Annotated in this window: 18 protein-coding genes; 10 read left to right on the top strand and 8 right to left on the bottom strand. The window is 65.7% G+C overall.

Annotation, left to right across the window (positions count from 1 at the left end; all coding sequences use genetic code 11):
• Window positions 1–5: 5 nt before the first annotated feature.
• Genes ACRYLO_RS18545 through ACRYLO_RS18560 form a run of 4 tightly spaced genes read left to right on the top strand, consistent with a single transcriptional unit; the run spans window position 6 to window position 5,825 of the window.
• Window positions 6–2,048 (top strand): acetoacetate--CoA ligase, encoded by a 2,043-nt coding sequence (locus ACRYLO_RS18545; RefSeq protein ID WP_482661526.1) that lies wholly within the window; start codon window positions 6–8, stop codon window positions 2,046–2,048.
• A complete protein-coding gene (locus tag ACRYLO_RS18550) occupies window positions 2,045–2,914 on the top strand; it encodes a 3-hydroxyacyl-CoA dehydrogenase family protein (protein ID WP_482661527.1) in 870 nt (289 codons plus the stop codon). The genes ACRYLO_RS18545 and ACRYLO_RS18550 overlap by 4 nt, the downstream gene beginning before the upstream one ends.
• Window positions 2,914–4,194, top strand: coding sequence for a spinster family MFS transporter (locus ACRYLO_RS18555; RefSeq protein ID WP_482661528.1), 1,281 nt, complete (start codon window positions 2,914–2,916; stop codon window positions 4,192–4,194). Before ACRYLO_RS18550 ends, ACRYLO_RS18555 begins: the two co-directional genes overlap by 1 nt.
• A complete protein-coding gene (locus tag ACRYLO_RS18560; RefSeq protein WP_482661529.1) occupies window positions 4,155–5,825 on the top strand; it encodes a tannase/feruloyl esterase family alpha/beta hydrolase in 1,671 nt (556 codons plus the stop codon). Before ACRYLO_RS18555 ends, ACRYLO_RS18560 begins: the two co-directional genes overlap by 40 nt.
• A gap of 218 nt (window positions 5,826–6,043) precedes the next feature.
• Here the strand turns inward: ACRYLO_RS18560 and ACRYLO_RS18565 are convergent, their stop codons facing one another.
• The 3 genes from ACRYLO_RS18565 to ACRYLO_RS18575 form a co-directional block, all read right to left on the bottom strand.
• The gene (locus ACRYLO_RS18565; RefSeq protein ID WP_482661530.1) at window positions 6,044–6,430 is read right to left on the bottom strand and encodes a DUF4440 domain-containing protein; all 387 of its coding nucleotides are present in this window, start codon (window positions 6,428–6,430) and stop codon (window positions 6,044–6,046) included.
• A 146-nt stretch (window positions 6,431–6,576) separates the two neighbouring features.
• A complete protein-coding gene (locus tag ACRYLO_RS18570) occupies window positions 6,577–7,119 on the bottom strand; it encodes a tyrosine-type recombinase/integrase (RefSeq protein ID WP_482661531.1) in 543 nt (180 codons plus the stop codon).
• A gap of 119 nt (window positions 7,120–7,238) precedes the next feature.
• Window positions 7,239–8,108, bottom strand: coding sequence for a serine hydrolase domain-containing protein (locus ACRYLO_RS18575; RefSeq protein WP_482661532.1), 870 nt, complete (start codon window positions 8,106–8,108; stop codon window positions 7,239–7,241).
• A gap of 83 nt (window positions 8,109–8,191) precedes the next feature.
• Here ACRYLO_RS18575 and ACRYLO_RS18580 point away from each other — a divergent pair, with 83 nt between their 5' ends.
• On the top strand, window positions 8,192–8,722 hold the full coding sequence (locus ACRYLO_RS18580) for a MipA/OmpV family protein (RefSeq protein ID WP_482661779.1): 531 nt from the start codon (window positions 8,192–8,194) through the stop codon (window positions 8,720–8,722).
• A gap of 26 nt (window positions 8,723–8,748) precedes the next feature.
• Window positions 8,749–9,561: an alpha/beta fold hydrolase gene (locus ACRYLO_RS18585; RefSeq protein WP_482661533.1), complete on the top strand. Its 813-nt coding sequence runs from the start codon at window positions 8,749–8,751 to the stop codon at window positions 9,559–9,561.
• Between the two features lie 111 nt (window positions 9,562–9,672).
• Here ACRYLO_RS18585 and ACRYLO_RS18590 read toward each other — a convergent pair whose 3' ends face one another.
• Both ACRYLO_RS18590 and ACRYLO_RS18595 read right to left on the bottom strand, forming a co-directional pair.
• A complete protein-coding gene (locus tag ACRYLO_RS18590) occupies window positions 9,673–10,923 on the bottom strand; it encodes a dipeptidase (protein WP_482661534.1) in 1,251 nt (416 codons plus the stop codon).
• A 40-nt stretch (window positions 10,924–10,963) separates the two neighbouring features.
• Window positions 10,964–12,328: an alkaline phosphatase PhoX gene (locus ACRYLO_RS18595; protein WP_482661535.1), complete on the bottom strand. Its 1,365-nt coding sequence runs from the start codon at window positions 12,326–12,328 to the stop codon at window positions 10,964–10,966.
• A gap of 218 nt (window positions 12,329–12,546) precedes the next feature.
• Between ACRYLO_RS18595 and ACRYLO_RS18600 the strand changes: the two genes are divergently transcribed.
• On the top strand, window positions 12,547–14,748 hold the full coding sequence (locus ACRYLO_RS18600) for a sensor histidine kinase (RefSeq protein WP_482661536.1): 2,202 nt from the start codon (window positions 12,547–12,549) through the stop codon (window positions 14,746–14,748).
• Complete coding sequence (locus tag ACRYLO_RS18605) at window positions 14,745–15,386, top strand: response regulator transcription factor (RefSeq protein ID WP_482661537.1); 642 nt, start codon at window positions 14,745–14,747, stop codon at window positions 15,384–15,386. Before ACRYLO_RS18600 ends, ACRYLO_RS18605 begins: the two co-directional genes overlap by 4 nt.
• Window positions 15,387–15,427: 41 nt before the next feature.
• On the opposite strand, the gene ACRYLO_RS18610 is transcribed toward ACRYLO_RS18605, so the two are convergent.
• Genes ACRYLO_RS18610 through ACRYLO_RS18620 form a run of 3 tightly spaced genes read right to left on the bottom strand, consistent with a single transcriptional unit; the run spans window position 15,428 to window position 20,901 of the window.
• The gene (locus ACRYLO_RS18610; protein ID WP_482661538.1) at window positions 15,428–17,023 is read right to left on the bottom strand and encodes a family 43 glycosylhydrolase; all 1,596 of its coding nucleotides are present in this window, start codon (window positions 17,021–17,023) and stop codon (window positions 15,428–15,430) included.
• Window positions 17,024–17,041: 18 nt separating this feature from the next.
• A complete protein-coding gene (locus ACRYLO_RS18615; RefSeq protein ID WP_482661539.1) occupies window positions 17,042–18,067 on the bottom strand; it encodes an alpha/beta hydrolase in 1,026 nt (341 codons plus the stop codon).
• 14 nt (window positions 18,068–18,081) lie between these two features.
• Entirely contained in the window at window positions 18,082–20,901 is a 2,820-nt protein-coding gene (locus tag ACRYLO_RS18620) for a TonB-dependent receptor (protein WP_482661540.1), read from the bottom strand.
• A gap of 417 nt (window positions 20,902–21,318) precedes the next feature.
• Here ACRYLO_RS18620 and ACRYLO_RS18625 point away from each other — a divergent pair, with 417 nt between their 5' ends.
• The gene (locus ACRYLO_RS18625; protein ID WP_482661541.1) at window positions 21,319–24,567 is read left to right on the top strand and encodes a TonB-dependent receptor; all 3,249 of its coding nucleotides are present in this window, start codon (window positions 21,319–21,321) and stop codon (window positions 24,565–24,567) included.
• Window positions 24,567–25,874 carry a pectate lyase family protein gene (locus ACRYLO_RS18630; protein WP_482661542.1) on the top strand — a complete coding sequence of 436 codons (1,308 nt, stop codon included), beginning with the start codon at window positions 24,567–24,569 and terminating at the stop codon, window positions 25,872–25,874. The genes ACRYLO_RS18625 and ACRYLO_RS18630 overlap by 1 nt, the downstream gene beginning before the upstream one ends.
• Window positions 25,875–25,883 lie beyond the last annotated feature (9 nt).

Consider the following 25,883-nt stretch of genomic DNA (forward strand, 5'->3'; position numbering starts at 1 on the left):
TTTTGATGAACGGTGCCAGCGTCCCTCCGATCCGGCCTGTGCCGCAAATTCGGCTCTATCGTGACTGGCTGGCACAGACTCAGGGTCGAACCTTTGCGCGTTACGAGGATCTGTATCGCTGGTCGGTCGAGGATCTGGACGGGTTCTGGCGCAGCATCTGGGAGTTTGACGGCATCGAATCGCCAACGCCGTTCACGGCGGCGCTAAGCGACGAGGCGATGCCGGGGGCGCGCTGGTTCGACGGCGCGCAGGTCAACTATGCGCGGCACGTGTTCCGCCATGCAGATGCGGCGGACGCGGCGGGACAGCCCGCAATCGTCGCCGTTGACGAACGCGGGAACCGCGTCACGCTGAGCTGGGCGGAGCTGCGCCGCCAGTCCGCCGCACTCGCCCTTACTCTGCGCGCGCGCGGGATCGCGCCGGGGGACCGCGTCGCAGCCTATCTGCCCAATATCCCGGCGGCCGTAATCGGCCTGCTCGCCTGTGCCAGCATCGGTGCGATCTGGACCCTGTGCTCGCCGGACATGGGCACCAACGCGGTGCTCGATCGCTGGCGGCAGACCGCGCCAAAGGCGCTGATCGCGGTCGACGGGGTCTTCTACGCAGGCAGGCCACTGGATCGCGCTACGGCGGTTCAGGAACTGCGCGCACAGCTTCCTAGTGTGGAGAGCATCTTCCTCGTCACCAGCGGCTGTGCCACGGGCGAGGTATCCGGTGCCATCGACTTTGCGGCCACCCTTTCGCGCGATGACGCTGCGGTCGTTGCGTTCGAGCCGGAATGGCTGCCGTTCGATCATCCGCTGTGGATCCTTTATTCCAGCGGCACCACCGGCCTGCCCAAGGCGATCGTTCATGGCCATGGCGGGGTGCTGGTCGCGACTGCCGCCGGCCGGCTGCACTTCGATCTCGGTCCAAGCTACGCGCCCAACAATTTCGGCGAGCGCTTTCACTGGTACAGCGCCAGCGGCTGGGTGATGTGGAACATCCAGGTCGGCGGGTTGCTGAGCGGTACGACGATCTGCCTGTTCGACGGATCGCCGAGCGGGACCAAGGCCGATCCCGACTGGACGCGGCTGTGGTATTTCGCTGCCCGCAGCGGCGTCACCTGGTTCGGCGCCGGCGCGGCGTTCTTCGCCAGCTGTCGGAAGGCCGGGATCGACGTCACCCGCATCCCCGGCGTCGAGCATATTCGGGCAATCGGGAGCACCGGCTCGCCACTACCACCCGAAGTCCAGCGCTGGGGCAGTGCGCAATTCGCGCAGCTGGGCCGACCCGACATCTGGTGGTGCAATGTCAGCGGCGGGACCGAGATCGCCGCGGCCTTCATGGCCGGCAATCCCGAACTGCCCGACACGCCCGGCCGGCTGCAATGCCGCCATCTGGGCGCGGCGATCGAGGCATGGGACGAGCAGGGACGCCCGGTCGTGGATGAAGTAGGCGAACTGGTCTGTACACGCCCGTTCCCGAGCATGCCGCTCTATTTCTGGGGCGATGCCGACGGCGGCCGCTATCACGACTCCTATTTCGCGACCTGGCCCGGTGTTTGGCGGCATGGCGACTGGCTGACGATCGGCAACGATGGCAGCTGCACAATTTCCGGGCGCAGCGACGCGACGATCAACCGGCATGGCGTGCGCATGGGCACGGCGGAGATTTACTCGGCAGTCGAACAGCTGCCACAGGTGGCCGACACAATGCTGATCGACCTCGAAACCCCGCAGGGGGATAGCCAGCTGATCCTGTTCGTCGTCCCGGCCGCCGGATGCGCGGTCGATGCGGCGATGGTGGCGGCGATTGCAGCGGCGATCCGCACCAGTTTGTCCCCGCGCTTCGTGCCGGATCGCGTGATCGCCGCGCCGGGCATTCCGCGGACCTTGTCCGGCAAGAAGCAGGAACTGCCGATCAAGCGCCTGTTCGCCGGCTGGCCGGTCGCGAAGGTGGTCAGCCCCGATGCTACCGCGCCCCCCGAAGTGCTGCCCTGGTATATCGAACAGGCGCAGCACTGGCGCGCGCGCGCTTCGGATGTTTCTGCGGGAGCCGTGGCATGAAGGCGGGCGTCGTCGGTGCGGGCCTGATGGGGGCGGAGATTGCGCTGGTCTTCGCGCTCGCCGGGCATGAGGTGCTGCTGCACGACCGCAGCGCGGAAATGCTGGATCGCGCCATTGGGCGGTTGCGCGGGGTGCTCGACAAGGGCGTGGCGCGCGGGACCTATGCGCACGAAGCCGCCGATGCGGCGCTGGCCCGGATCGCGCCGGTCACCAGCCTCGACGCGATGCGCGACTGCGCGATCGTGACCGAGGCAGTATACGAAGCCCTCGAGACCAAGGCCGATGTGTGGCGCGCGCTGGACCGGATCTGCGCCCCGTCGTGCATCTTCGCGACCAATACCTCGACTTTGCCGATCTCGACGCTCGCCGGGTTTCTGACGCCAGATCGGCGCGCGCGGTTCATCGGCACGCATTACTTTTCGCCGGTGTCGCGGATGCAGCTCGTTGAGGTCATCTCCGGCTTTGCGACCGACGTGGCGATTGCGGATGCGGTCACGGAAATCATGCGCGACATCGGCAAGCAGCCGGTGCGCGTCCGCGACGTTGCCGGGTTCGCGGTCAACCGCATGCTCCACGCGCTGCTGATCGAGGCGGTCAAGCTGGTGGAGGAGGGCGTGGCGACCCCCGCCGATCTCGATACGGCGTGCCGCCTTGGCCTCGGTCATCCGATCGGTCCGTTCGCGATGATGGATGTCGTGACATCCGACCTGTGCCTGCAGGTGCAGGAAATCCTCCACGACGCCTATGGTGAGCGGTTCCGCCCGCCGGCATTGCTCAAGCAGCGGGTCGCCGCCGGGCTGGGCGGCGGGCGGGGGCGTCCGGGCTGGATCGATAAAGAAACAAGGCATGAGGGGAGTGCAGGCTGATGGCGACCGACGCGATGCAAGCGGGAGGACGCGCCGCACCTCGCGGGCTGGTGCTGGGGATGTTGTGCTTCGTCTATGTCCTCAACTTCCTCGATCGCCAGCTGGTGTCGATCCTCGCCAAGCCGATCCAGGACAGTTTGCAGATCAGCGACAGCCAGCTCGGCTACATCACCGGCTTCTACTTCGCGCTCTTCTATTGCTTCATCGCGATCCCGGTGGGGTGGCTCGCCGACCGCACCAATCGCGTGAAGGTGCTCTCGCTCGCCTGTGGGCTGTGGAGCGGCGCCACGGTCGCGTGCGGCATGGCGTCCAACTACGGACAGTTGGCGGTGGCGCGCGTGGCGGTGGGTGTCGGTGAGGCCGGCGGCGTCCCACCGTCCTATGCGATCATCTCGGACAGCTTCCCCCGCGAGCAGCGCGGGACGGCGATGGGCATTTTCAACCTCGGCCCGCCGATCGGATCGGCGCTGGGCGTGGCGTTCGGCGCATCGCTCGCGGCGGCGTTCGACTGGCGCGTGCCCTTTTATGTCGTCGGTGCGATTGGTGTTGTAACCGCGGTGGTGGTCTATTTCCTGATCCCCGAGCCGCCGCGCGGCCGGTTCGATCCCGCACCGGTGGCTGCGGCAGAGCCAGCGCAAGGTTTCATCCAGACGATCTTCGCGTTCTTCGGCAACAGGCTACTCGCGGTGGCGGCGCTGGCCAGCGGCGCGGCGAACTTCATCACCTACGGCCTCGCCAATTTCGCGACGTTGTTCCTGATGCGGGAGAAGGGGATGACGCTGGATCAGGTGGCGATCTGGTACGCGCTGGCGGTGGGGCTCGGCATGGGCGCGGGCATCTTTGCGTCGGGCAAGCTGATCGACCGGTTCGCGGTGCGCAACAAGGCGGCCTATGCGACGCTTCCGGCCCTCTCGCTGCTGATCGCCTTGCCCTTCTTCCTCGGCTTCGTGACAGTGGACAGCTGGCCCCTCGCGCTGGCGCTGCTGTTCGTGCCGCTGTTCCTCAACTCCTTCTTCCTGCCTGCGACCGTCACGTTCGTGCAGGGCGAGGTTGCGCCGGGTGCGCGGGTGATCTCCGGGGCGCTGCTGCTGCTGGTGATGAACCTGATCGGGCTCGGCCTCGGCCCGACCTTTGTAGGCATGATGAGCGATTTCTTCCGCCCCGATTATGGCGGGCATTCGCTGCAGATGGCGTTCTACGCGCTCGCCCCGATGTATCTGATCGCGGCGTTGCTGTTCCTGTGGCTCGCGCGGCTGATCCGGCGGGCGGAGGCACGTTGATGATGCAGAAGCTGATGAACACCCGCTGCCTGGTTACGGCGGTGGCACTTGGCGCGGCTGGCTGGGCCGCACCTGCAGCCGCCCAGAGTTCCGACCCCGCTGCGCGCTGTGCCGCACTGGCAATGCTGAAGCTCCGCGATACCAGCATCTCCAGTGCCACGCTGGTTCCGGCCAAGCCAGCCGAGACGACGGTCAGCGGCGAGGTGCCGGGATATCGCAGCTTTTGTCGCGTCGTTGCGCGCGTGCGGTCGGAGCCGGGATCAGACATCGGTGTCGAGCTGTGGCTGCCCGCCAGCGATTGGGCCGGCGTGTTCCATGGCAATGGCAGCGGCGGGTTCGCGGGCACCTTTGCGCTCGGCTATTCGGGGATGGTCGAGGGGCTGCGGCGCGGCTTTGCTACCGCGACGACCGACGCCGGGACTGCGCCCGCCACCCCGCTGGAGGGCGACGCGCTGATCGGTCAGTCGCGCAAGTGGCGCGATTGGGGGCGGCAATCCGCGCACGCGATGACGGTGACGGGCAAGGCGATTACCGCTGCCTTCTACGGCCGCGCCGCGCGCCGCTCCTATTACACCGGCTGCTCGACCGGCGGGCAGATGGGACTGATCGAGGCGCTCTACTATCCCGAGGATTATGACGGCATCCTGGTCGGCGCGCCGGTGATGAACCGCACCTGGGGCCATGCCGCAGTGCTGTGGAACTATGCCGCCGCCAATCGCGCCCCGGGCCGATTGTTGTCCGAGGCAAAGCTCAAGCTGCTCAACCAATCCGCAATCGCAGCCTGCTGGCGGCAGGGCCATGGACTGGCGGGGGATCGCTTCATTACCGATCCGATGGCGTGCCGCTTCGATCCGCAGACCTTGCAGTGCAAGGCCGGGGCGTCGGAGACCTGCCTGACCGACGGCGAGGTCGCGACGGCGCGTGCCTTCTACTCCGGGCCGACTGACCGGAATGGCAAACCGACCTTCTTCGGCTGGCTGCCGGGGAGCGAAATGCCCGACACGTTCGGCTGGTCTTTCCTGCAAAAGCCCATTGCTGGCCAGCCGCCATTCGGCAGCCTGTTCAAATGGGTGTTCGGCGCCAACTGGGACTGGAAGGGGTTCGATTTCGACCGCGATATGCCGATCGTCGACGCACAGCTCGACCCGGTCGTCAACGACGCGGTGCGCAGCACGCTGGTCCCATTCACGCAACGGGGCGGCAAGCTGATCGTGTTCCACGGGCTCGCCGATACGCTGGTCCCGCCGGGCCAGTCGGTCGCGTTCTTTGATCGCCATGCAGCGCAGATGGGCGGGATGGGTCGCTTGGCAAAGGGTGCACGCCTCTTCCTGGCGCCGGGCATGATGCATTGTGGCGGCGGGATGGGTCCCGACGCATTCAACACGACGCTTGGAATTCCGCCGCGCCCTCCGTCGACCGACGCGAAGCACGACCTGCTCTCCGCCTTGATTGCATGGGCCGAGCGTGGAGAGGTACCCGAGCGAATCGTCGCCACCCGTTTCTCGCCCGAGGAACCGGGCGAGATCGACATGCAACGGCCGCTCTGCGCTTATCCGCAGCGCGCAGTGTATCGCGGCGCCGGCTCGACGATCGCCGAACGCAACTTCCGATGTGAGGCCCCCGCGGACTGAAAAGCGATGGTTGAAGAGAAATGGCAATGCTACCCGCCACGACCCGGGGGGTGGGCAATCGGGCGATGCTCCACTCGGTCAGGGGGCTGAGTTTCTGCCACGCATCCTCTTGGATGCGCCGGTCGCCCACGAGAATCGGTTCGGATCGCGGCGATGTCGCCGCCAACAAACACCGCCCCCGTCCGGCCTGGCGTTGCGGTCAGTGTCGACTTCCTCATTCAACTCAGGGTGAGGTAAAGCTCCGCCTCGATCAGCCAGTCTGCGCCGACCCGCCGCCATTTGGCTGTGTAGCACCCACTCGTCAGCAGCACGCCCTGTGCGGTCGTGCCGTGCCAGTCCCCATGTTCGAAAGCGATCGGTGCGATCTCGGACACGATTATTGAGTCGGAACTGCGTCGATAGATTGCGCGGTCGGGCGACTCAAATTCGCGCTTCCATGCCATCAACTGCGCGTTGCGGCCCGAAATCAATGCGCTGTCGGTGCCGGCGACGAGCACCACATCCTTCACCAGCAACGGCCCGATCGCCGCCAGGTCCGCATCGGCCAACGCCTGATTGAAGCGTGCGCGTTGCATGCGGATGGCAAGTTCGGGGGGCGTGTTCATTGCGGGTCGCTACAGCAGACCAAGGGCTTTGCCGAGTGGCTTGGCGAGGTAAGCCAAATGGCGGCTTACGGGCGTTCGATCGAGCCGGCCGAACGACCGCGCATGGGGCGCACTGCTGCCGTCTGGCCTTGACTCCGAAGCGACCGCTAGTGGCTTGAGCAATAATCGGCCCAATCCACCATCAAGGCTCGCCGCTTTTCGAATGCGTCGCCGCGTCGATAGGCTCTGACCGTGCAATTGCCTGCGCTATGCGCTAGGGCGGCTTCGGCAACGGCTTCGGAATGATCGGTGCACTCGCCAGCCCAGTCTCGGAAGCTGGATCTGAAACCATGAACCGTCAGATCACCCAATTTCATCCGACGCAGCAGAGCGAGCATCGCCATATTCGATAGAGGCTTTCCGGGCACTTCTGATGCAAATACAAACCCGCCCGGCGGGGAACTTTCGATCAGCGGCCCGACCACATTCGCGGCCTGCTCGCTCAACGGAATGCGGTGTTCCTTCCTCATCTTCGTTCTGGTCGCCGGCACGGTCCACACGCTCCGCTCAAGATCAAACTCGTTGCAGGTCGCCTGCAGAGTCTCGTTTGTCCTGGTCGCGCAGAGGATTGTCAGCTCAAGAGCCCGGGCCGCGTTCCCGGTCCGCGCTCGCAAGTTCGCCATGAAAGCAGGGACCGCGTCGAATGCCATCGCCGCCTGATGTCCGCGGGCAGTCAGCTTGCGCCGCGGAGGCAGGAGAACCGAAAGGTGGCCGCGCCAACGGGCCGGGTTTTCCCAAGGTCCTTCGATCAGACCGGTACGCGCTGTCGCTACCGCCGCAATGCCTCGGCGATGAGCGGTTGCAGCTCCTGCTCGAGCGCGATGGCGCGCTGGGCCGGGTCGAACCCCTGATTGAGCGGCTCTTCGATCACGAGGATCGCCCAATAGCCCTTGTCGAAGTCGATCCATGGCGTGAACCCGAACGCGCCGGCAGAGGAGATCACCGGCGCGCTGTCGCAGGTCGGGACATAGGCGGGACCATCGCATTCCTTCCAGAAGCCCCAGCCATAGCGCCAGGCCAGCGCATTGCCGCTGACCGCGGGCGGGACGGTCGCGACGGGGCGTGATCCAACGCGGTCGGTGAGGAACCCGGCGCGGTTGGCGAAGAGGTCGCCGCGCAGGATCGCGGTGAGGACGCGGGCATAATCCTCCCCGGTCGAGCGCATGCCCCCCGAATAGGTCGGATTGTCGCCCGCTCCCAGCGTGTAGCGCGTTTCGCCGCTGACGCCGAGCGGGGCGAGTAGCCGCTCGCGCATGATTGCATCGATACTCTTGCCCTCCCGTCCGACCATGGCGAGCGCGGCAATCTGCATATGTGCGTTGCCATAGTTGAACGACTGGTCGGGCGCGCTGTCGAGGCCCGCGTCATGGATTTGCTGGACGCAGCCGCGCAGGGTGAAGGCGGCGTTCCCGATGCAGCCTGGCTGCTCGGACGTGCCGTTGAACCCGTAGGTGAAGGCGAAGAGCTGGCCGAATGTCACCCGGCTGCGCGGGTCGGCGGGATCCCTGCTCCAGAAGTCGATCAGCGCGCTGACCGGCGTGTCGGCGGCAAGCCGGCCGTCCTCCACCATCAGCCAGGCGGTCGCTCCCAGCAGCAGCTTGCTGGCTGAGGCGATGAACACCGGGCGGTCGGTGGTCATGGTGCCGCGAGCGTTACCTCGCGGTCGAAGGTCCCGCCATCCGCGCCAATGTCCTGAACAGCCAGACGTTCGAATTCGGCCCGATCGCAGCCTTTACCTTTGGCCGCGATGACGCGATCAAGGACCGCGCCGTTGCCCGGCTCGGCACCATCGACGACGCCTATGAGGTCGGCCTGTTCGGTGCGGTCAATTTCGACATTGCCGACAAGCACAAGCTGCGCCTTGGCGTTCAGGGCGTCCACGATGTCAGCAATGTGCATGACGGCCTCGTCGTCTCTGCAAACGCCACCTACAGCACCACGGTCGGCGAACGGCTGAGCGTGATGGTCGATGTCGGCGCGAGCTATGCCAGTGACGACTATGCCGCGACCTATTACAGCATCACGCCGGCGGGCAGCATTGCCAGCGGCCTGACGGCGTTTAACGCCAAGGGCGGACTCAAGGATGTCGGCGCCCAGCTGACCGCCAGCTACCGCATCGGTGACAATTGGGGCTTCGCCGCCAATGCCGGCTATCGCCGCCTGCTCGGCGATTTCGCCGACAGCCCGGTGGTCGCCAAGGGTGGCAGCGCCGATCAGCTGAGCGGCGGTGTCGGCGTCTTCTTCACCTTCTGAACCCCTCCAGCCTGGGAGTATTCCCCATGCCCGACATCACCATCCGCGGCGCCCGTCTCCATTATGAGGAGACGGGCGCTGGCCCCGAGACGATCCTGTTCATCCACGGCCTGATGCTCGCAAGTGAAAGCTGGCAGGCGCAGCGCGACCATTTTGCCCAGACGCACCGCGTGATCACCTATGACCTGCGCGGCCAGGGTCGGTCGGAGCATAGCAAGGGCGGGCTGGGGCTGGACTCGCTGGCAGAGGATGCCGCCGAACTGCTGCATCGGCTCGCGCCCGACGGCGCACATGTGGTCGGCTTTTCGATGGGTGCGTTCATCGCGCTCCGGCTCAGCGCCCTGCATCCGGCGCTGGTGCGCTCGCTGACGCTGGTCGGGGTCAGCGCGGATGCGGAAAGCTGGCGCAAACTGCCGGCCTATGCGGCGATGATCGCGCTGGTCACGCTGGCCGGGGTCGGCCCGCTCGCGCCGCGGATGATGCAGATCCTGTTTGGCCGCACGATCCTTGCCGATCCGGCGCGCGCCGATGTGATTGCGCGATGGCGCGCGGTGGTCGATGCGCTACCCAAATCGATTGTCCGCGCGGCGGCGGCTTCTGCGCTCCGGGGATCGGTGCGGGACGAGTTGAAGCAGATCGCCGCGCCGGTGCTCGTCATTGCGGGGGAGGAAGACCAGCCCGTCCCACTGCACCATCAGCGCGACGTGTCCGCCGCAATCGCCGGGGCACGGATCGAGCAGGTGCCGGCCACAGGCCATGCCGTGATGCTGGAGCAGGCCGAGTGGTTCAACGACCGGCTGGCCCGGTTTATCGGCGGCCTGGCCACCAGACAGATCTAGGGCGTGACCCCAATCAGGCCATTTCCACGATGACGCCAACAGACATGAGCCCGTTGAAACTACTCCAAGACCGCCCGTTTCCGGTGGATGCGACCGCAGCCCCGTCGCCCGTCAGCCCGGATCGTTTGCGTTCGCGGGCGGGGTGGCGGCCATGGCGCGGGCGGTGGCTTCGACCGCTTCCATCGCGCGCAGGACATTGCCCTGTGACAGCTTGGCGAGGTCCGCGTCGCTCCAGCCGCGTCGGGCGAGTTCGGCGAACAGCAGCGGGTAGCTGTCGACGCCCTTCATCGCTTCGGGGCCGGTGCCGCTGATCCCGTCATAATCCGCGCCGATCCCGACATGGTCATGACCCGCGACCTTGGCGATATGATCGACATGATCGGCGACGGTGCCAACATCGACGCGCGGCTGCGGATTGGCGCGCTCCCATGCGACCAGCGTGGGGACGTCGCGCCATTTGATCGGGTCGGTGGTGAGGCCGTTCGCCTTGGCGAAGGCGATCCGCTTATTGTCCCAGTCGTTCCACACGGTGGAGAGAAAGGCGGGGTAGAAATTGACCATCACCACGCCGCCATTTTCGGCGATCCGGCGCAGCAGCGTGTCGGGGATGTTGCGCGGGCGATCGGCGATCGCACGGGCGGAGGAGTGCGATGCGATGACTGGCGCCTTGGTTACATTGAGCACCGCGTCCAGCGTCGCATCCGAAATATGGCTGACATCGACGATCATGCCGATGCGGTTCATCTCTTCGATCACCTGACGGCCAAAGGGGGTGAGCCCGCCCGCGCGCGCCGCGTCGGTGGAGGAATCGGCCCAGGTCAGGCTCTTGCTGTGGGTCAGCGTCATGTAGAGCACGCCAAGCTCGCGGAACTGGCGCAGCACCGACAGGCGGCCGCCGAACTGGTGTCCGCCCTCAATCCCCATCAGCGACGCGATCTTGCCCTGCGTCCGCGCCGTGCGGACATCGGCGGCGGTCTGGGCCAGCATGAACGTGTCGGGATGCGCGCGCACCACGCGCCGGACGATGTCGATCTGGTCGAGCGTGGTCTGCACCGCCTGCGCGCCGGTCTGGCTGGCGGGGATGTAGAGCGACCAGAATTGCCCGCCGACCTTGCCCTTGCGCAGGCGCGGGATGTCGGTCTGCAGCGGCTTGGCGAGCTTGCTGGTGTCGCGGGTCAGATCCACCGCCTCGACCGCGCTGTCATAGGAAGTGCGCAATTCCCAGGCGAGGTCGTTATGCCCGTCGATCACCGGTGCTTGCGTCAGGACGCGTTCGACCCGCGCCCGCGTCGCGGCGTCGGGTTCGGGGGCGGTCGTCTGGGCGGTGGCGAGTAGGAGCGGGGCGAGGGCGAGTGCGATCATGCGCCCAGCCTACCGTCTTCGACCACAGCGGCAATAGCGCTTACGCAACCGCGCTGCGCCACGGCCCGGTGATCGCCAGCGTCTTGGTTGGGCTATAGAGGTTGACGAACAGCGTCGACCCATCCGGCGAGAAGCACGCACCCGCCAGCTCGGTCTGCACGCGGCAGCGCGCGACGGGGTAGAGCGCGCCGTCCGGGGTCACCCCGCGCAGATAATTGTCGACGACATCGGTATATTGATCTTCGCACACGATCAGATGGCCGTTGGGACCGACGGTGAGATTGTCGCCATAGTTGAACATCTGCGGATCGGTGGATTCGACGAACAGCTGCACCATGCCCGGCGCATCGGTTTCGCCCGGCTGGCCTTCGCGCGGGGAGGGGCGGTAGCGCATCACCTGGCCGAGCGCCTTGGCCCCGCCCGATGTGCAGGTGAAATAGGCCTCCCCATCGCCCCAATGGATGCCTTCGCCGCGCGCGAAGCGGGCCGCGCCCGCCTTGTGCCCGCGCAGGCGCAGATCGTCGTCGGGCGCGTCGGTGCCGGTCAGGTCGATCCAGCGTGCGGCCTTCCACGCGCCGACGCTGATGTCGCGGCGGCCCTTGTTCGACGTGTCGCCGCCCTCGGGCCGGTCGCGCAGGCCGAGTGCCTGCAACCGCCCGCCGCGCGCGAGCTGGCCGGGGCGGTCGGGGAGGAAGCGGTAGAACAGCCCGTCCTCGCGATCCTCGGTCAGATAGACGATGCCGGTGCGCGGATCGACGGCAGCAGCCTCATGGTTGAAGCGGCCCATCGCGGTGAGCGGGACGGGATCGACCAGCCCGCGGGCGCGCGCCGGCACTTCGAAGATCCAGCCATGATCCTTGCCCACGCTTTTGCCTGCGCGGGTCATGTCCTCCTCGCACGTCAGCCAGCTGCCCCATGGGGTGGTGCCGCCCGCGCAATTGCGGATCGTGCCGGCGAGGCTGAGATGCTGACGCTCGACCCGCCCGGTGGCGAGGTTGTAGATCAGCGTGCTGGTCCCGCCGGGCAGCGGGCGGCCTTCATTGTCGCGGTCATAGGCGGCGATCTGCGTCGCGTCGCCGCGCTGAAACGGGCCGGTCTTCTGGTGCTTCACCTGCAACTCATGGTTGCGGACCAGTGCGACGCGGCGGCGGTCGATCGCGAAACAGCCCATGCCATCGGCGCGGTCGCCGACGACGAAGCCGTCATCCATCGCGTCGCCGAGCTGGGAGATCACGCGGTAACTGAATCCTTGCGGCAGATCGAGCAGCCCGGCCGGGTCGGTGCGCAGCGGGCCATAGCCGGGCGCGGTTGGGGCCGCGGCGATGGCGGGCACGCGCGCAAGCCCGGCAAAGGCGCTTGCGGCAAGGCCCGCAGCGAAGGTGCGGCGGCTGATGTCGAAGGTCATCGTGTAGCTCCTGTCGGGCGCTTCTTGCATCGGACAGGCGCGGCTGCGCAATTTCAATCTGCCCGTATTCTTACGGGAATCGCATGTGGCGCGTTTACCGATAGGATAGCGGTCTTGCGCTAGGGGGAGGCGATGGCGACCGCGTTGATCATCGATGGCATCGGCGCGCACGGCGTCGCGGAGGAGGCACGATGATTGCACTGCCGCGCTCCGTCGCCATGATCCCACCTGCACGGGTTGCGGCGGTCGCGCTGTGGCTGGTCGCGCTGGCCGGCGCGGTGTGGCTGTCGAGCAGCCGGTTCGTCGTCGCGCCGGGATTTGAATTCTATCTGGGGCCGCTCTTTTATCTGGTCGCCTATCGCTGGTTCGGGTTGCGCTGGGGACTGGTTACGGCGGTGCTGACGATGGCGCCGTCGATCCTGTGGTGGGGACATGGCTATTCGGTGATGCTGGCAGTCGGCCATCTACTGGCCGTTGCCTGGTCGCGGCCGCGACAGATCAGTTTTTCGACCGTCACCCTGTTCTACCAGCTGATCTTTGGCAGTGCGGTCGCGATCCTCTTGTTCCGGTTCAGCCTGAACAGTCCGATGGAGATCACCGCAGTCGTGCTGCTCCGCAAGATCCTGTGCGAGGTGACGCTGGCCGGGATCGCCGATATCGTCACCCTGTTGATCGTCCGCCGCGCGTCGGGACTGGGGCTGGAGCGGGCGCGGACAGTGTCGCTGCAATTGTCGCTCAATGCCGTGGTTTCGGTGGCGGTGTCGGGCGCCGCCACGCTGTTCCTGATCGGCAATCTGACCAATGTTCGCGACCGGCTGACCATCGTGGAGGATCAGATCCACACGGTGGTGACCGATACCCGCGCAGCCTCCCCCAATACACCGTTGCCGCCGCACATCCGGGTCGCCGGGTCGGCGGTCGAGCTCCCGCTCATCGTCGTTCCGACCAGCGAGGTCGCGGCTGGGGCAAAGCGGCTGGGATGCACCCGGACCGATCGTGGTGATCAGGGCGGGCCGGACGATCGGAACACCTTTATCTACTGGCTGCGGGTCTGTGTCATCGCCGGACGCTATGGCGATATGAGCGTGCTGGTCTCGCCCCGCGCGCTGGTGCTGGAAAGCTTTGGGGAGATCTTCACCGGCCTGTTGCCGCTGATGGCCTATATGGTCCTGGTCGAGCTGGTCCTGTTCGGATTTCGCCGTGCGCTGGGGCGGTCGATGCGCCTATGGGATGCGGCGGTGCACGGCTTTGCCGCGCGCCAGCGCTTGCCGCGCGACGAGGCGCCGTTCATCGAATCGAATGCCGTGCTGAACATGCTGCGCCAGGCCACCGATGATTATCTGGATGCAGATGAAGAGCGCGAGCGGCTGGCGCGGACGGTGGACGAGCTGCGCAACGCCATCGACCTGCGGCTGGTCAGCGGCCTGCGGATCGAGGACGATGCGCTCCGCTATCTCGAGCTGACGCCGGGGGCGGGAGCCTGCCAGCGGGTGATGCCGTTCAATCCGGCGGACCGCAGTGCGCTGATCTCGCTGCGCGGAACGAACGACATCATGGCCGAACTGCGCCTCGCCGGGTCTGACAGCCAGCACTGGTTCCTGTTGCTGGCGCACGACTATGACGCGGACACGGGGGAGTGGCGGTATGGCTGCCTCGTTCGGTTGCGCGCGGCGCAGGCGATGCAGACCAAGATGCTGCATAATGCCCGGCTGATCGAGCTGGGCGGCATGGCATCGGCGCTCAGCCACGAGTTGCGGCAACCCTTGTTCACCATCTCGCTTGCGGCCGAGAATGGCGCGACGATGCTGCGGCGCGACCCGCCGGCCTATGACCGCGCGCGGGAGAAGTTCACGCGTATTCTGGAGCAGGTGGCGCGCGCGTCGGCGATCATTGAGCGGACATCGGCCTATGCCCGCGAAGAGCGCGGCGACCGCGAGCCGACCGATCTGGTTCAGGCGGTTCACGATGCTGCGCGCTTCATGCGCCCGGTGCTGCAAAATCGCGGGATCGACCTGACCATCGTCCCCGGGCCGCGGGTCGAGCCGATGATGCTGCCGCGCATCGGGATCGAACAGATCATCGTCAATGCCCTGCAAAATGCCGCCGATGCGATCGAGCAGGCGCGCGCGGAGCAAATGGCCGCCGGCTCGATCCGCATCGACATTTCCAAGACTGCCCATCATGTCGCCGTTGCGATCCGCGACGATGGCACCGGGCTGGTCGATGATCTGGCAGATTCCCCATTCGATGCCTTCAGCACGTCGAAGCCGGCGGGCAAGGGCACTGGCCTTGGCCTGTTCATCTGCCGCCAGATCGTCGATGAAATTGGCGGCACCATCCATCTTTCGAACAATCAGGACGCGGTGGGGGCGACTCTGACCCTGACCTTTCCGCTGTCGCATCCGTGGAGGCTCACATGACCGAACCCGCCGCCGACCCCGTTTATCTGGTGGATGACGATACCGACCTGCGCCATGAGCTGGCCGACGCGCTCGAGGAAGCGGGCTATGCGGTGCAGGGGTTTTCCAGCGGCGAGGCGTTTCTGGAAGTTGAGGGCGATCTGGCTCCCGGCTGTGTCGTGCTCGACCTGACCATGCCGGGCATGAACGGGATGCAGGTGCATACCGCGCTGGTCGACCGCACGAGCCGCCATGTCGTGGTGATGCTGACCGGCACCGGCAGCATCGCGACGGCGGTCGCCGCATTGCGGACCGGCGTCGTCGATTTCGTCGAAAAGCCGGTCGAGCTCGACACGCTGAAGGCATGTATCGAAATTGCGCAGGTGCGCAGGATGACCGTCGCCGCGAGCCGCGAAAAGCTGGCCGCCGCGCGTGAGCGGTTCGCACCGCTGACCCCGCGCGAGCTGGAGGTCGTCTATGGCATGATGCTGGGCCAGTCTGCCAAAATGACCGCGCGGCGGCTCGACCTGTCCTTCCGCACGGTCGAGAGCTATCGCGCGAACCTGATGGTCAAGCTGGGCGTACGGACGCTGGCCGAGGTGGTGCGGATGGCGATCGAGGCGGAGATCACCCCCACCGGCCCGATCGTCGACGAATAGCTCTGCGGTTTGGGGGAGCGGGCCGCAAAGCCGAAAAAGGCTCAGCCCAGCGCTTCGAACCGGAAATTGGCGAATTTCGCGGTGCCGGCCCCGGCCGAATAAAGGCCCGGCCGCAGCATCAGGAAGCCGCCGCGGACATTGTGGTGGTATCCCGACACCTCCATGCCGCGGTCGAAGCGGTGCCAGGTCTTTCCGCCATCGTCGCTTGTGTCATAGGTGACGATGTGGCGGTCGTTGGTCACCCGCATCCGCATTTTTCGGCCATACGGGTTGGCGGGGCGGCCGCGTTCGATGCCGTACTGGTGCGTGACGAAGCGCTTTTCGTCGAAGCCGAGGCCGCAATAGAGCTTGTCGTCGTAGAACAGGATGAGGCCGGCGGTGCCGCCCGGTGCGATCTCGATATCGCATTCGAAGCGATAGGCGGGATCGCCCGCGATCAGCAGCAGCGGCGAGGAGCTGGACGGCGCGGTGCCGCGCGCGTCGAGGTGGAGGACATTGTTTGCGATGCGCGCGCGGCTGCGCTCATCGGGGGCGGGGCGGAAGAAATTCCACTTCGGCCCGATATCCAGCGTCGAAAAATCGTCCGATAGCTTCATGCCATGCGGGCCGCTCGTGGTGCCGCCCTTGGGCTTGGCTATTGGCTGCGACAGGTCGCCGCCCTTCATGCGGAACCAGCCGTCATCGGTCCATTCGATCGGATCGAGCAATGCCTGTCGCCCGAGTGTCCAATAGCCATTTTCATAACCGTGATAGACGCTCCACCAGTCCCCGCCTGGCCCCTCGACCAAGGTCGCATGGCCGCGCGACCACCATTTTTCCTGCAAGGACGTGGTGCGGACCAGCGGGTTGGCGGGGCAATTCTCCCATGGGCCGTGGATCGAGCGTGAGCGTGCGGCGATGACCATATGGCCGGTCGGCGGACCCGCAGTCCCGCCGACAGCAGTGATCATGTAGAACCAGCCCTTATGGCGGGTGATCTTCGGCCCCTCCGGCGCGAAACCCTCGACGATCCAGTCCTTGGGATAGCGCCACGGGTCATAGACATGCTCGGGCTCGCCGATGCGGCTGAGGCCGTCGTCGGACAGGCGGACGCGGTCGCCGCCGGACAGGAACAGCCAGCGCGACCCGTCCTCGCCGACCGCATGGCCGGGGTCGATATGGTTGGGCAGCTTGAGGTCTACGGGCTCGCTCCACGGCCCCTCGATCCTGTCGGCCCAGATCACCCAGCTGGTGTTCGGCCCCTTGGTCGGAATGTAGAGGAAATAGCGGCCATTATGCTTGCACAGCTCCGGCGCCCACACCGAACCGATATTCCTGGTCAGCGCCGCGCCGACCGGCTGCCAGTTGATCAGGTCGCGCGAGTGCCAGATGACGAGGCCCGGATAGGAATCGAAGGTCGAGAAGGTCATGTAATAGTCCTTCCCGTCCTTGAGGATCGTCGGATCGGGATGATCGCCCGCCATCAGCGGGTTGAGGAAGCGACCGTCGCCCAGATCGGGGATGCGCTGGTTGTCGAAGCCGCGCTTCCAGTCGGGGACGGGTGGCTGGCGGCGCGTTCCTGCCATAGCGGGTGGGACCAGGGTGATGGCGCTTCCGGCCGAAGCTGCGCCGATCAGGTCGCGGCGGTTGATCCGCATGGGTACTTCCCTTGTAATTTAGACGAGCAGGCCGGTGGCCCAGGCGAGGAACAGCTCGGGCCAGACTGCGACGGGTTTGCCCAGGGTCTTGCGCAGGCCAAAGCCGTGGCCGCCATGGGCGAAGAGATGGGTTTCGACCGGAATGCCCTTCGCCCGCAGCGCCGCGCGGAGCAGCAGGGCGTTCTCCACCGGGACGACGCTGTCGTCCTCGGCATGGAGCAGGAACACCGGCGGGGCGTTGGCGGGGACGTTGCGGTCGGGCGAATGCGCTGCCTCCCGCACTGCATCCGCACCGGCCCCGATCAGCAAGTTGCGCGATCCGGCATGGGCGTGCGGGGCGGTCATGGTGATGACGGGATAGATCGGCGCGGCGGCGTCGGGCCGGGCACTGTGGCGGTCAGCGGCGTCGACGGGGTCGTACACGCGCGCGTCGAAGCGGGTGAGCAGATCGGCACACAGATGCCCGCCGGCGGAAAAGCCCATCGCCGCGACACGCTGCGGGTCGATGCCATAGTCGCGCGCGCGGTGGCGGATCAGGCGCACCGCGCGCTGCGCATCGGCAAGCGCCACGTTCGGCCCGGCGGCCCAGCCTTCGCCCGGAAGGCGGTAAAAGAGGACGAAGACGGTAAAGCCGCGCGCTGACAGCCAGCGGCCGAGCTCATAGCCCTCTTTATCGATGACGATATGGCGATAGCCGCCGCCAGGCGTGATCATCACCGCCGCGCCATTGGGGCGATGCGGACGAAACACGACCATGCGTGGGCGGGTGATGCCGAGCACCGCGCGGTCGGAGAGGTCGCGGTCGGTGCTGCGTTCGGTGACGGTTTCGACCGGGGGTGTGGCGGGCAGGCCCGGCGCGCCCTTGGGCCACAGGTCGATCGTCTCGGTCGGATCGGGAAGCCCCGCCGGCCCCGGCGTTCCGGTGGCCGGCGGTGCAGTCTGGCCATGAGCGGTGGCGGACGCAATCAGCGCCACCCCCGCCCCGGCGGTTACGAGAAATGCACGGCGGTCGGGCCGAAGGGGAACCCCATTCCGATCCGCCATGCCCCCTCTCTCGGTCACATCTTGATCCGCGCGCCCACCAGGATCGTGCGGCCGAAATGGTTGCTTTCGTAATTGCGACGCGCGGTGATGTCGGTCCAGCGCTCACGATAGGCGTCGGTCAGGTTGGTGCCCTCGACCGACAGTTCGAGATAGTCGGTCAGCTTGTAACGGACCGAGGCATCGACATTGGTGATTGCCGAATAACCCTCGAACACGTTGCCGGTGCCCGAACCGGCATCGGTGAAGCCATCGCGATAGCTGACCGATGCGCGCGCGCTGAACTTGCTGTCCTCATAATAGAGGGTCGCGTTATACTGCTTCTTGGACAGGCCGTAGAGCGTGTTCTCGATCGAAACCGAGGGCAGCGATCCGCCGGGCGTCGTTGCCGGGCCCTGCTGGGTATAGGTTGCCGAGCTGTCGACGAAGGTCGCGTTCACGATACCGCCGAAGTTGGACAGGAACCCGGGCAGGAACTTGAACGGCGCCTGCAGCGCAATTTCCACACCCTCCAGCGACGCGCCGGTGCCGTTGCCGGTGGTAGCGATCGTCCAGATCGGCAGCCCCTGCTGCGCCGGGTTGAGCGCAGCTGGCGAGGACGGGACGAGCACCGAGGGCGACAGGCCGGTTTCGGTGAAGGTACCGGTGCGAGAGATTGAGACCGGGAAGCTCGCCACATCCTTCTTGAACAGCGCGACCGAGAAGATCGACTGCGGCGCGAAATACCATTCAAACGCGAGGTCGAAATTCGTCGCACGGAACGGCAGCAGGAACGGGTTGCCGCTGGTGACGCGGTAGTTGAAGCCATCGGCGGAACCACCCGGCGTCAGGTTGCCGAGCGAGGGGCGCGTCATCACCTTGGCGATTGCGCCGCGAATGATGATGTCGTTCGACGGATAAAGGGCAAGGTTGAACGAGGGCAGCCAATCCTCATAATCGCGCTCGACCGTCACGACGACGCCGCTGTTGATCCCATAGGATGACTGGTCGGTCCGGACGTAGCGGATGCCCGCGTTCAGGGCGTAGTCGAGCCCGAACATTGCACCCTTGGCATCGAACTGGAGATAGCCGCCCGTCGTCTCCTCGACGACGCCGCGATTATTGCCCACGTCGAGGTTCGCCGTCCGGCCGTACAGGTTGGTATAGGCCGCCGCCGCTTCGAGATTGGGGATCAGCCATTCGGTGGTCGTGCCGGACGGCGCATTGGCACCGGTCAGCGTGAACAATTCCGACAAGGCGCTGGTCACCGGGAAGCCGTAGACCGCCGTGGGGCCGAACAGGCTGGTCGGCGAGCAGGTCAGGGTGCCGAGCACGCGATCGACGCCGCCATTGCCGCACACCGCCGTGTCGCGGGTAAAGGCAACGATATCGAAATTATAGCGCCGCCAGACCGCGCCCGCCTTGACCGTGAAATTCTCGGTCACGTCCCATTCGGTGCGCAGCTGCGCATTGCGGAACTGATTGAGCACGTTCGACGGGCGATCGCGAATTTCCGCGAGCTGGAAATTGCCCGGGGTGGTGACGCTGGTCCCGAAGGTCAGCGTCGGGAACTGCATGTTGCGATAGTCGTAGCTGTAGCCCTGTGCATCGCGATCATCGAACACGATCGTGGTTTCGACCGGCACATCGGCGTTCGAGCGCGAATAGCCGCCGATCAGCGTGAAACGGAAATTGTCCGTCACGTCCTGGTCCCAGCTCGCGCCGATCTGGTAGAATTCGGTTTCGGTCTGCTTCAGGAAATGCTCGGTCCGCACCCACGCGTCGTTCAGCGTCGCGGCGATCATGTTATTGTTGCTGTCATAGACCGGATTGAGGACGTTGATCGAACGCTCGTTGGAGCGCAGCAGCACTTCGCCCCATTTCTCGCGGCGGTCGGCCTTGAAGTTCGAATAGAGCGCGTCGATCGACACCGTGGTCGCGTCGCTGGGGGCCCATTGGATGCTACCGGTCAGGCCCAGCCGCTCGCGATCATGGGTGATTTCGCCATAGCGCGGGATGCGCGGGTGGAACGACGTCGCCGCGCGGTCGCAGGCCGTGCTCGGGACATAGGTGCCGCCGCTGTTGGCGGTGGTGAAGCAGTTGGTGCCGTCGACCGAATCGAAGCGCGCCTGGGCCCAGCGGACGGTGTTGTTGCCGATCTCCTTGGTCGTGGTCTTCTGATAGGCGGCGGAGATCGATGCGCCGAGCGTGCCGTCAGGCGACTTCCAGCCGATCAGGCCGGCAAAGCGCGGACCCCAGGTTTCCGCCAAGTCGTTATAGCTGCCCTGCGCCGACGCGGCGAAGGTGAAGCCGTCCTTGCCTTTCAAGGGATTGCCGGTGTTGAGATCGACTACCGCACCGAGCGAGCCTTCGTCGAGGTCGGCGGACGCGGTCTTGTGCACCACGATCGAGCTGAACAGCTCCGACGCGAAGACGTTGAAGTCGAACGCGCGGTCGCGGTTCGATGACGCGCCGTCATGGCTGGTGGTGATGGTCTCGAGCCCGTTCACGCGGACGCGGGTGAACTGCGAGCCGAGGCCGCGCACGGTGATCGCGCGCCCTTCGCCGCCGTCGCGCTGGATCGAGATGCCGGGAATGCGCTGGAGCGATTCGGCGAGGTTCTGATCGGGGAACTTCGCGATATCCTCGGCCACGATCGCGTCGACCGCGGCGACCGATTCCCGCTTCACGTTGAGCGCGGCGTCGAGCGAGGCGCGGAAGCCGGTGACGACGATTTCCTCGTCCTCACCTGCGGCGGGTTCGGCCGGTGCGTCCTGCGCCTGGGCGGCGGTGGCGATGACTAGGGCGGAAGTGGCTGCCAGCAGGCGCGCTCCGCCACGGCGAACAGTGAACCGCATTGATATTCCCCTCTCAAACGGCGTCGATGACACCGGTAGCTGCAATAGGCCTGGCGTTTCGCACGAGGCCGGATGTCTGTGCGGAGAGAGAGCCGTGTCGCGTTTCGCGTCCGTTCGGCCTGATCCTCTCCAAATTCGCCGTGTTCTCACGGTCGAACACCGATTTCACGCTTGAGAAACCGGTGTCATCGCGTTTCTCTGCCATTCCGGTGCGAGTGTCAAGCCGGTGAAAATTCGGTACTCGGGGTGCTGCACGGCGCGACGGGGCCGGACAGCAGCCGGGCAGATGCCCAGCATTTTAGCCCTAAAAGTCATTACGCATCCCGTTTGAGATTGAAAAAGCCGAACCTGCCTGATACCGGTGTCATGAGACGAGCCGGCAACAGGCTCGCGATGCGACATCAGAGAGGGGATTCCATGGCCGTTCGTCAGCTTCAATTTGCACGTCGTTCCAGCTCGGGGCTGGCGCTTGCCCTGTCGCTCGTCGCGGCGGGTCCAGCCTGGGCGCAGCAGGCGCCGACGGAGGGTCAGTCCGATGCCGACAGCGAGGAGGTCGTGGTCACCGGTTTCCGCGCCAGCCTGGCCAACGCGCTGAGCGACAAGCGCAAGGCCGACCAGATCGTCGATTCGATCACCGCCGAGGACATTGCCGACTTCCCCGACGCCAACATCGCCGAATCGATCCAGCGCCTGCCAGGCGTGTCGATCGACCGCGACAATGGCGAAGGCCGATCGATCACGGTGCGCGGTCTTGGCGGCGATTTCCAGAGCGTATTCCTCAACGGCGCCGATGCGCAGAACATCTCGGGCGGCAACCAGTCCGACGCGGGCGCGAACCGGTCGCGCGGGTTCGATTTCAACACCTTTGCGTCCGAGCTGTTCAGCGGGGTCAAGATCACCAAGTCGGTCACGGCCGCGAATGAGGAAGGGTCGCTCGGCGCGATCATCGACCTGATCACGGGCCGCCCGCTTGCGTACAAGGGCGACCGCATCGCGATGGGGGCAGAGGCCGAGTATCGCGAAAATGGCGATACCTGGAACCCGCGGCTGACCGCCCTCTTCTCGAAGCGGCTGACCGACAATTTCGGCATCCTCGGCACCGTCGCCTACCAGGACCAGCGCCAGCAAATCGATTCCTACCGTCGTAACCCCGGCCAGTTCGAATTCGCCTATCGCAATTCGCAGCATGCCGGCGTGTCGCCCAACGTGTTCGGCTTTGCCCGCCCGACCGGCACCGGGACGGGCGCGACCTTCGGCTCTGACCCTGCCGCCTATGCGCTGGTCACGCCGGAAACGATCATTCCGGCGCTGCCCTCGATCGGGCGACAGGATCTGCAATATGATCGGCTGGGCGTCACCTTTACCGCCCAGTGGCAGCCGACGTCGCGCACCGAGGTGATCGGCGACTTCGTCTATTCGCGCTACCGTCAGGATTCGAATTCGCAGGGCATCACCACGATCGGCCTGAACCGCAACGGCACCAACACCCGCGCCGCACAGAATACACTGCGTGCGCTCAATACCGCCAACGGCCTTGCCGACCGCCGCGCGCTCTATGCGCGCTGCGACGCCAGCGCTTCGCTCGATTGCGGTCAGGCGCTGTACGGCAACACGCTCGTCGCGGGGACGCGCGCGAGCTTCAATCCGTTCAATCTCGATCCGTTCGACTATTACAACGCGACCGTCTCGCCGGGCTATATCCCCAATGCCAACAGCATCGCCTATTATGACGAACTGCTTGGCCGTCCGGGGACGCAGATCCGCGCCGCGAACGTCAACGCTGCGGGCCAGGCCGATTATCTGGTGCTCGACAATGTCGATTGGCGCAGCTTTGCCGACGCGCAGTTCGGCCAGACCGACTTCAAGCAGGCGACGCTGAACGTGAACCATGAGTTCAGCGACAATTTCCGCGTCGCCGTCACCGGTGGTTGGTCGAAGTCCGAATTCAATGCCGAGGGCATGCTGGTCGAATTCAACGCGATCGACCGGGACGGCTATGTCTTTGACGAGCGCGCTGGCGGGCGGATGCCGGTGTTCAACCCCGGCTTCAACGTCGCCGACCCTACCCAGTGGACACTGGTCAAAGGCTTGTCGACGATCCGCTACTTCACCAATGAGGTGAATAACGAATTCCGCGTCGGCCGCGCCAATTTCGAACTGGACCTGTCCGAGCAGTTCACGCTGCGCTTCGGTGGCACGTACAAGACGTTCGATTTCGACAGTCTGGGCGGCCGCCGCAACTCGGGAATCGAAGCGATCAATCCGACCCTGGTAGAAGCGGGGCTGCAGATCACCCAGCTCGGCCAGCTGGTCGGATTTGGTCAGGGTCTGAATGTGCCCGCGGGGACGCCGACGAGCTTTTACGCGCCCAATCTCGACGCCTTCCGCAATTACTTCTCGATCGACTGCAACTGCATCAACAAATGGGGCGACTATCGCGCGCAGACCGACGGGCGCGAGCGCAACGCGGTGCGCGAGCGCGACATGGCGGGCTTTGCCCAGATGGACTTCGACCTCGACGTCATGGATCGCCGTCTGCGCGGCAATGTCGGCGTGCGCGTTGCCAATACTCGGGTTGACGGCACGGGGTCGGTCGGCGGAGCCGGCAATGGCGTGGTCGGCACGGTTGTCACCGCGCGCAATGAATATACCGACGTGCTGCCGGCGGGTAACCTGACCTATGAAGTCAGTGACAGGTTCCAGATCCGCTTCGCCGCGGCCAAGACGATGTCGCGCCCCCAGCTTTCGGCGCTGACCCCGGGCACGACCTCGTTCCCGACCGGTCTCAATTCCGGGGGTGCGGCGCCGTCGATCACGGTCGGCAACCCGTATTTGAGCCCGTTCCGCTCGACCAATCTCGATCTCAGCTTCGAATATTATTGGGGGACCAACGGCTTTGTCGGCCTGGCGCTGTTCCAGAAGGATATCAACTCCTTTCCGCAGCAGGTGGCGGGCGAATTCGCGCTGCAGGACGTGTATGAACAGGCGATCATCGACCAGATCCTCGTCAATGTGACCAGCCCGACGCTGGCGCAATATATCCGCGACGGTGGCGTGTTCGCGGTGCGCCAGTTTGACGACGCGCCGGGCGGCAAGATTCAGGGGCTGGAATTCAACGTTCAGTCGAATTTCTTCTTCCTGCCGGGCTTCCTGCAGCGGTTCGGCGTCACGGCGAACTATACCTATATCAAGTCCGAACTCAGCTATCTGACCGGGACCGCGCTTTCGACGACGCAGGGGCAGACCGGATCGACCGCGGTCAACAGTTTCGCCAGTGCGCCCTTCCTCAACACCTCGCCGCATTCGTTCAACGCGACGCTTTATTATGAGCATGGCCCGCTCAAGGCGCGCGTTTCGGGGGCGTATCGCAAGGAATATGTCAACCGCTTCCCGCTGTCGTCGGGCACCTGCGCGGTCGGCACCACGACCAATGGCGGGGGCGTGTGCAACTCGCCGGTGGTCGCGGACTTCGGCTATAACGAGGATACGTTCAACCTCGACTTCTCGATGTCCTACAAGCTGACCAAGGCGATCAGCCTGTCGGTCGAGGGACGCAACCTGACCAACACGACCCAGTATCGCACCATGTATCAGGCCAACCCGGTGTCGAGCGTCTATGCCAGCACCGGTCGCATCGTGACCGTTGGCGTGCGCGCGAACTTCTGATGCTGGGCACGCTGCTGCTGATGTCTGCGGGGGCGGCAACGCCGCTCCCCGCCTTTCCCGGGGCGGAAGGTGCGGGCGCGACTGCGCTCGGCGGGCGCGGTGGCAAGGTGCTGACCGTCACCACGCTGGCGGACACGGGTCCGGGCAGCCTGCGCGCGGCGGTCGAGGCCAAGGGGCCCCGCATCATCGTGTTCGCGGTATCGGGCACGATCCAACTTGCCAAGCCGCTGACGGTGCGCGAGGGGCGGGTGACGATTGCGGGGCAGAGTGCCCCGGGCGACGGCATTACGCTACGCGATCATCCGCTGGTGGTGCAGGCCGACGATGTGGTGATCCGCTTCATCCGGTCGCGCCTCGGCGATGAATCGAAGACCGAGGCGGACGCGATCTGGATCCGTGCGGGGCGGCGGATCATCCTCGACCATGTCTCGGCGAGCTGGTCGGTGGACGAGACGCTGTCGGTGTCGGGCAATTATGCCGAGCCGGGCGAGGGCTGGTACGATGTCACCGTACAATGGTCGATCATCGCGGATTCGCTGACCCGATCGCTCCACGCCAAGGGCGAGCATGGCTATGGCAGCCTGGTGCGCGGCGGGCGCGGGGCGCGGGCGAGCTTTCACCATAATCTGTGGGCCAATCACAGCGCACGGATGCCACGCCCGGGCAATTATGCCCCGGCGGCGAGCGATCCCGAGGGCGCGTTCTTCGATTTCCGCTGCAATGTCTTCTACAATTGGGGCGGTGGGCGGTCGGGCTACAATGCCGACAAGGACAGCCTGTCGCGGTATAATTTCGTCGGCAATGCCTATCTGCGCGGGCCGCAATCGACCAAGGCGATTGCCTTCAACGAGGGCAATCCGGTCGCCAAATCCTTCTTCGCCGACAATGCGATGGACGGGGTGGTCCCCGCCGACCCGTGGTCGCTGGTCAGCGGGATCACCGATCCGGCGCAGAAGCTGTCGGCTCCGCTCGAGATGCCCAAGGTCGGTTGTGCCGGCGCGGCGAGCGTCGAGGCGGCGGTGCTGGCACGCGCGGGGGCTTCGCGCAGCCGTGACAGCGTCGATACGGCGGTGGTCGCGGGCGTGCGCAGCCGCACCGGCAAGCAGATCGACAGCCAGCGCGACGTCGGCGGCTGGCCGACACTGCGCAGCGGCACCGCGTCACAGGACAGCGATGGCGACGGCATGCCCGATACGTGGGAGAGTCAGAAGGGGCTCGATCCGAAGCGCGACGATTCCGCGGGCGACCGCGACGGCAACGGCTATAGCAACGTCGAGGATTATCTGAACGAACTGGCTGGGACCTGAGGGCCAGGC

The organism is Sphingomonas sp. SDUR79 (assembly GCF_056821745.1).

Coding starts and splice junctions, on each gene's coding strand:
- ACRYLO_RS18545 (WP_482661526.1), top strand. CDS start 6: ATGAACGGTGCCAGCGTCCCTCCGATCCGGCCTGTGCCGCAAATTCGG.
- ACRYLO_RS18550 (WP_482661527.1), top strand. CDS start 2,045: ATGAAGGCGGGCGTCGTCGGTGCGGGCCTGATGGGGGCGGAGATTGCG.
- ACRYLO_RS18555 (WP_482661528.1), top strand. CDS start 2,914: ATGGCGACCGACGCGATGCAAGCGGGAGGACGCGCCGCACCTCGCGGG.
- ACRYLO_RS18565 (WP_482661530.1), bottom strand. CDS start 6,430: ATGAACACGCCCCCCGAACTTGCCATCCGCATGCAACGCGCACGCTTC.
- ACRYLO_RS18570 (WP_482661531.1), bottom strand. CDS start 7,119: ATGGCATTCGACGCGGTCCCTGCTTTCATGGCGAACTTGCGAGCGCGG.
- ACRYLO_RS18575 (WP_482661532.1), bottom strand. CDS start 8,108: ATGACCACCGACCGCCCGGTGTTCATCGCCTCAGCCAGCAAGCTGCTG.
- ACRYLO_RS18585 (WP_482661533.1), top strand. CDS start 8,749: ATGCCCGACATCACCATCCGCGGCGCCCGTCTCCATTATGAGGAGACG.
- ACRYLO_RS18590 (WP_482661534.1), bottom strand. CDS start 10,923: ATGATCGCACTCGCCCTCGCCCCGCTCCTACTCGCCACCGCCCAGACG.
- ACRYLO_RS18595 (WP_482661535.1), bottom strand. CDS start 12,328: ATGACCTTCGACATCAGCCGCCGCACCTTCGCTGCGGGCCTTGCCGCA.
- ACRYLO_RS18600 (WP_482661536.1), top strand. CDS start 12,547: ATGATCCCACCTGCACGGGTTGCGGCGGTCGCGCTGTGGCTGGTCGCG.
- ACRYLO_RS18605 (WP_482661537.1), top strand. CDS start 14,745: ATGACCGAACCCGCCGCCGACCCCGTTTATCTGGTGGATGACGATACC.
- ACRYLO_RS18610 (WP_482661538.1), bottom strand. CDS start 17,023: ATGCGGATCAACCGCCGCGACCTGATCGGCGCAGCTTCGGCCGGAAGC.
- ACRYLO_RS18615 (WP_482661539.1), bottom strand. CDS start 18,067: ATGGCGGATCGGAATGGGGTTCCCCTTCGGCCCGACCGCCGTGCATTT.
- ACRYLO_RS18620 (WP_482661540.1), bottom strand. CDS start 20,901: ATGCGGTTCACTGTTCGCCGTGGCGGAGCGCGCCTGCTGGCAGCCACT.
- ACRYLO_RS18625 (WP_482661541.1), top strand. CDS start 21,319: ATGGCCGTTCGTCAGCTTCAATTTGCACGTCGTTCCAGCTCGGGGCTG.
- ACRYLO_RS18630 (WP_482661542.1), top strand. CDS start 24,567: ATGCTGGGCACGCTGCTGCTGATGTCTGCGGGGGCGGCAACGCCGCTC.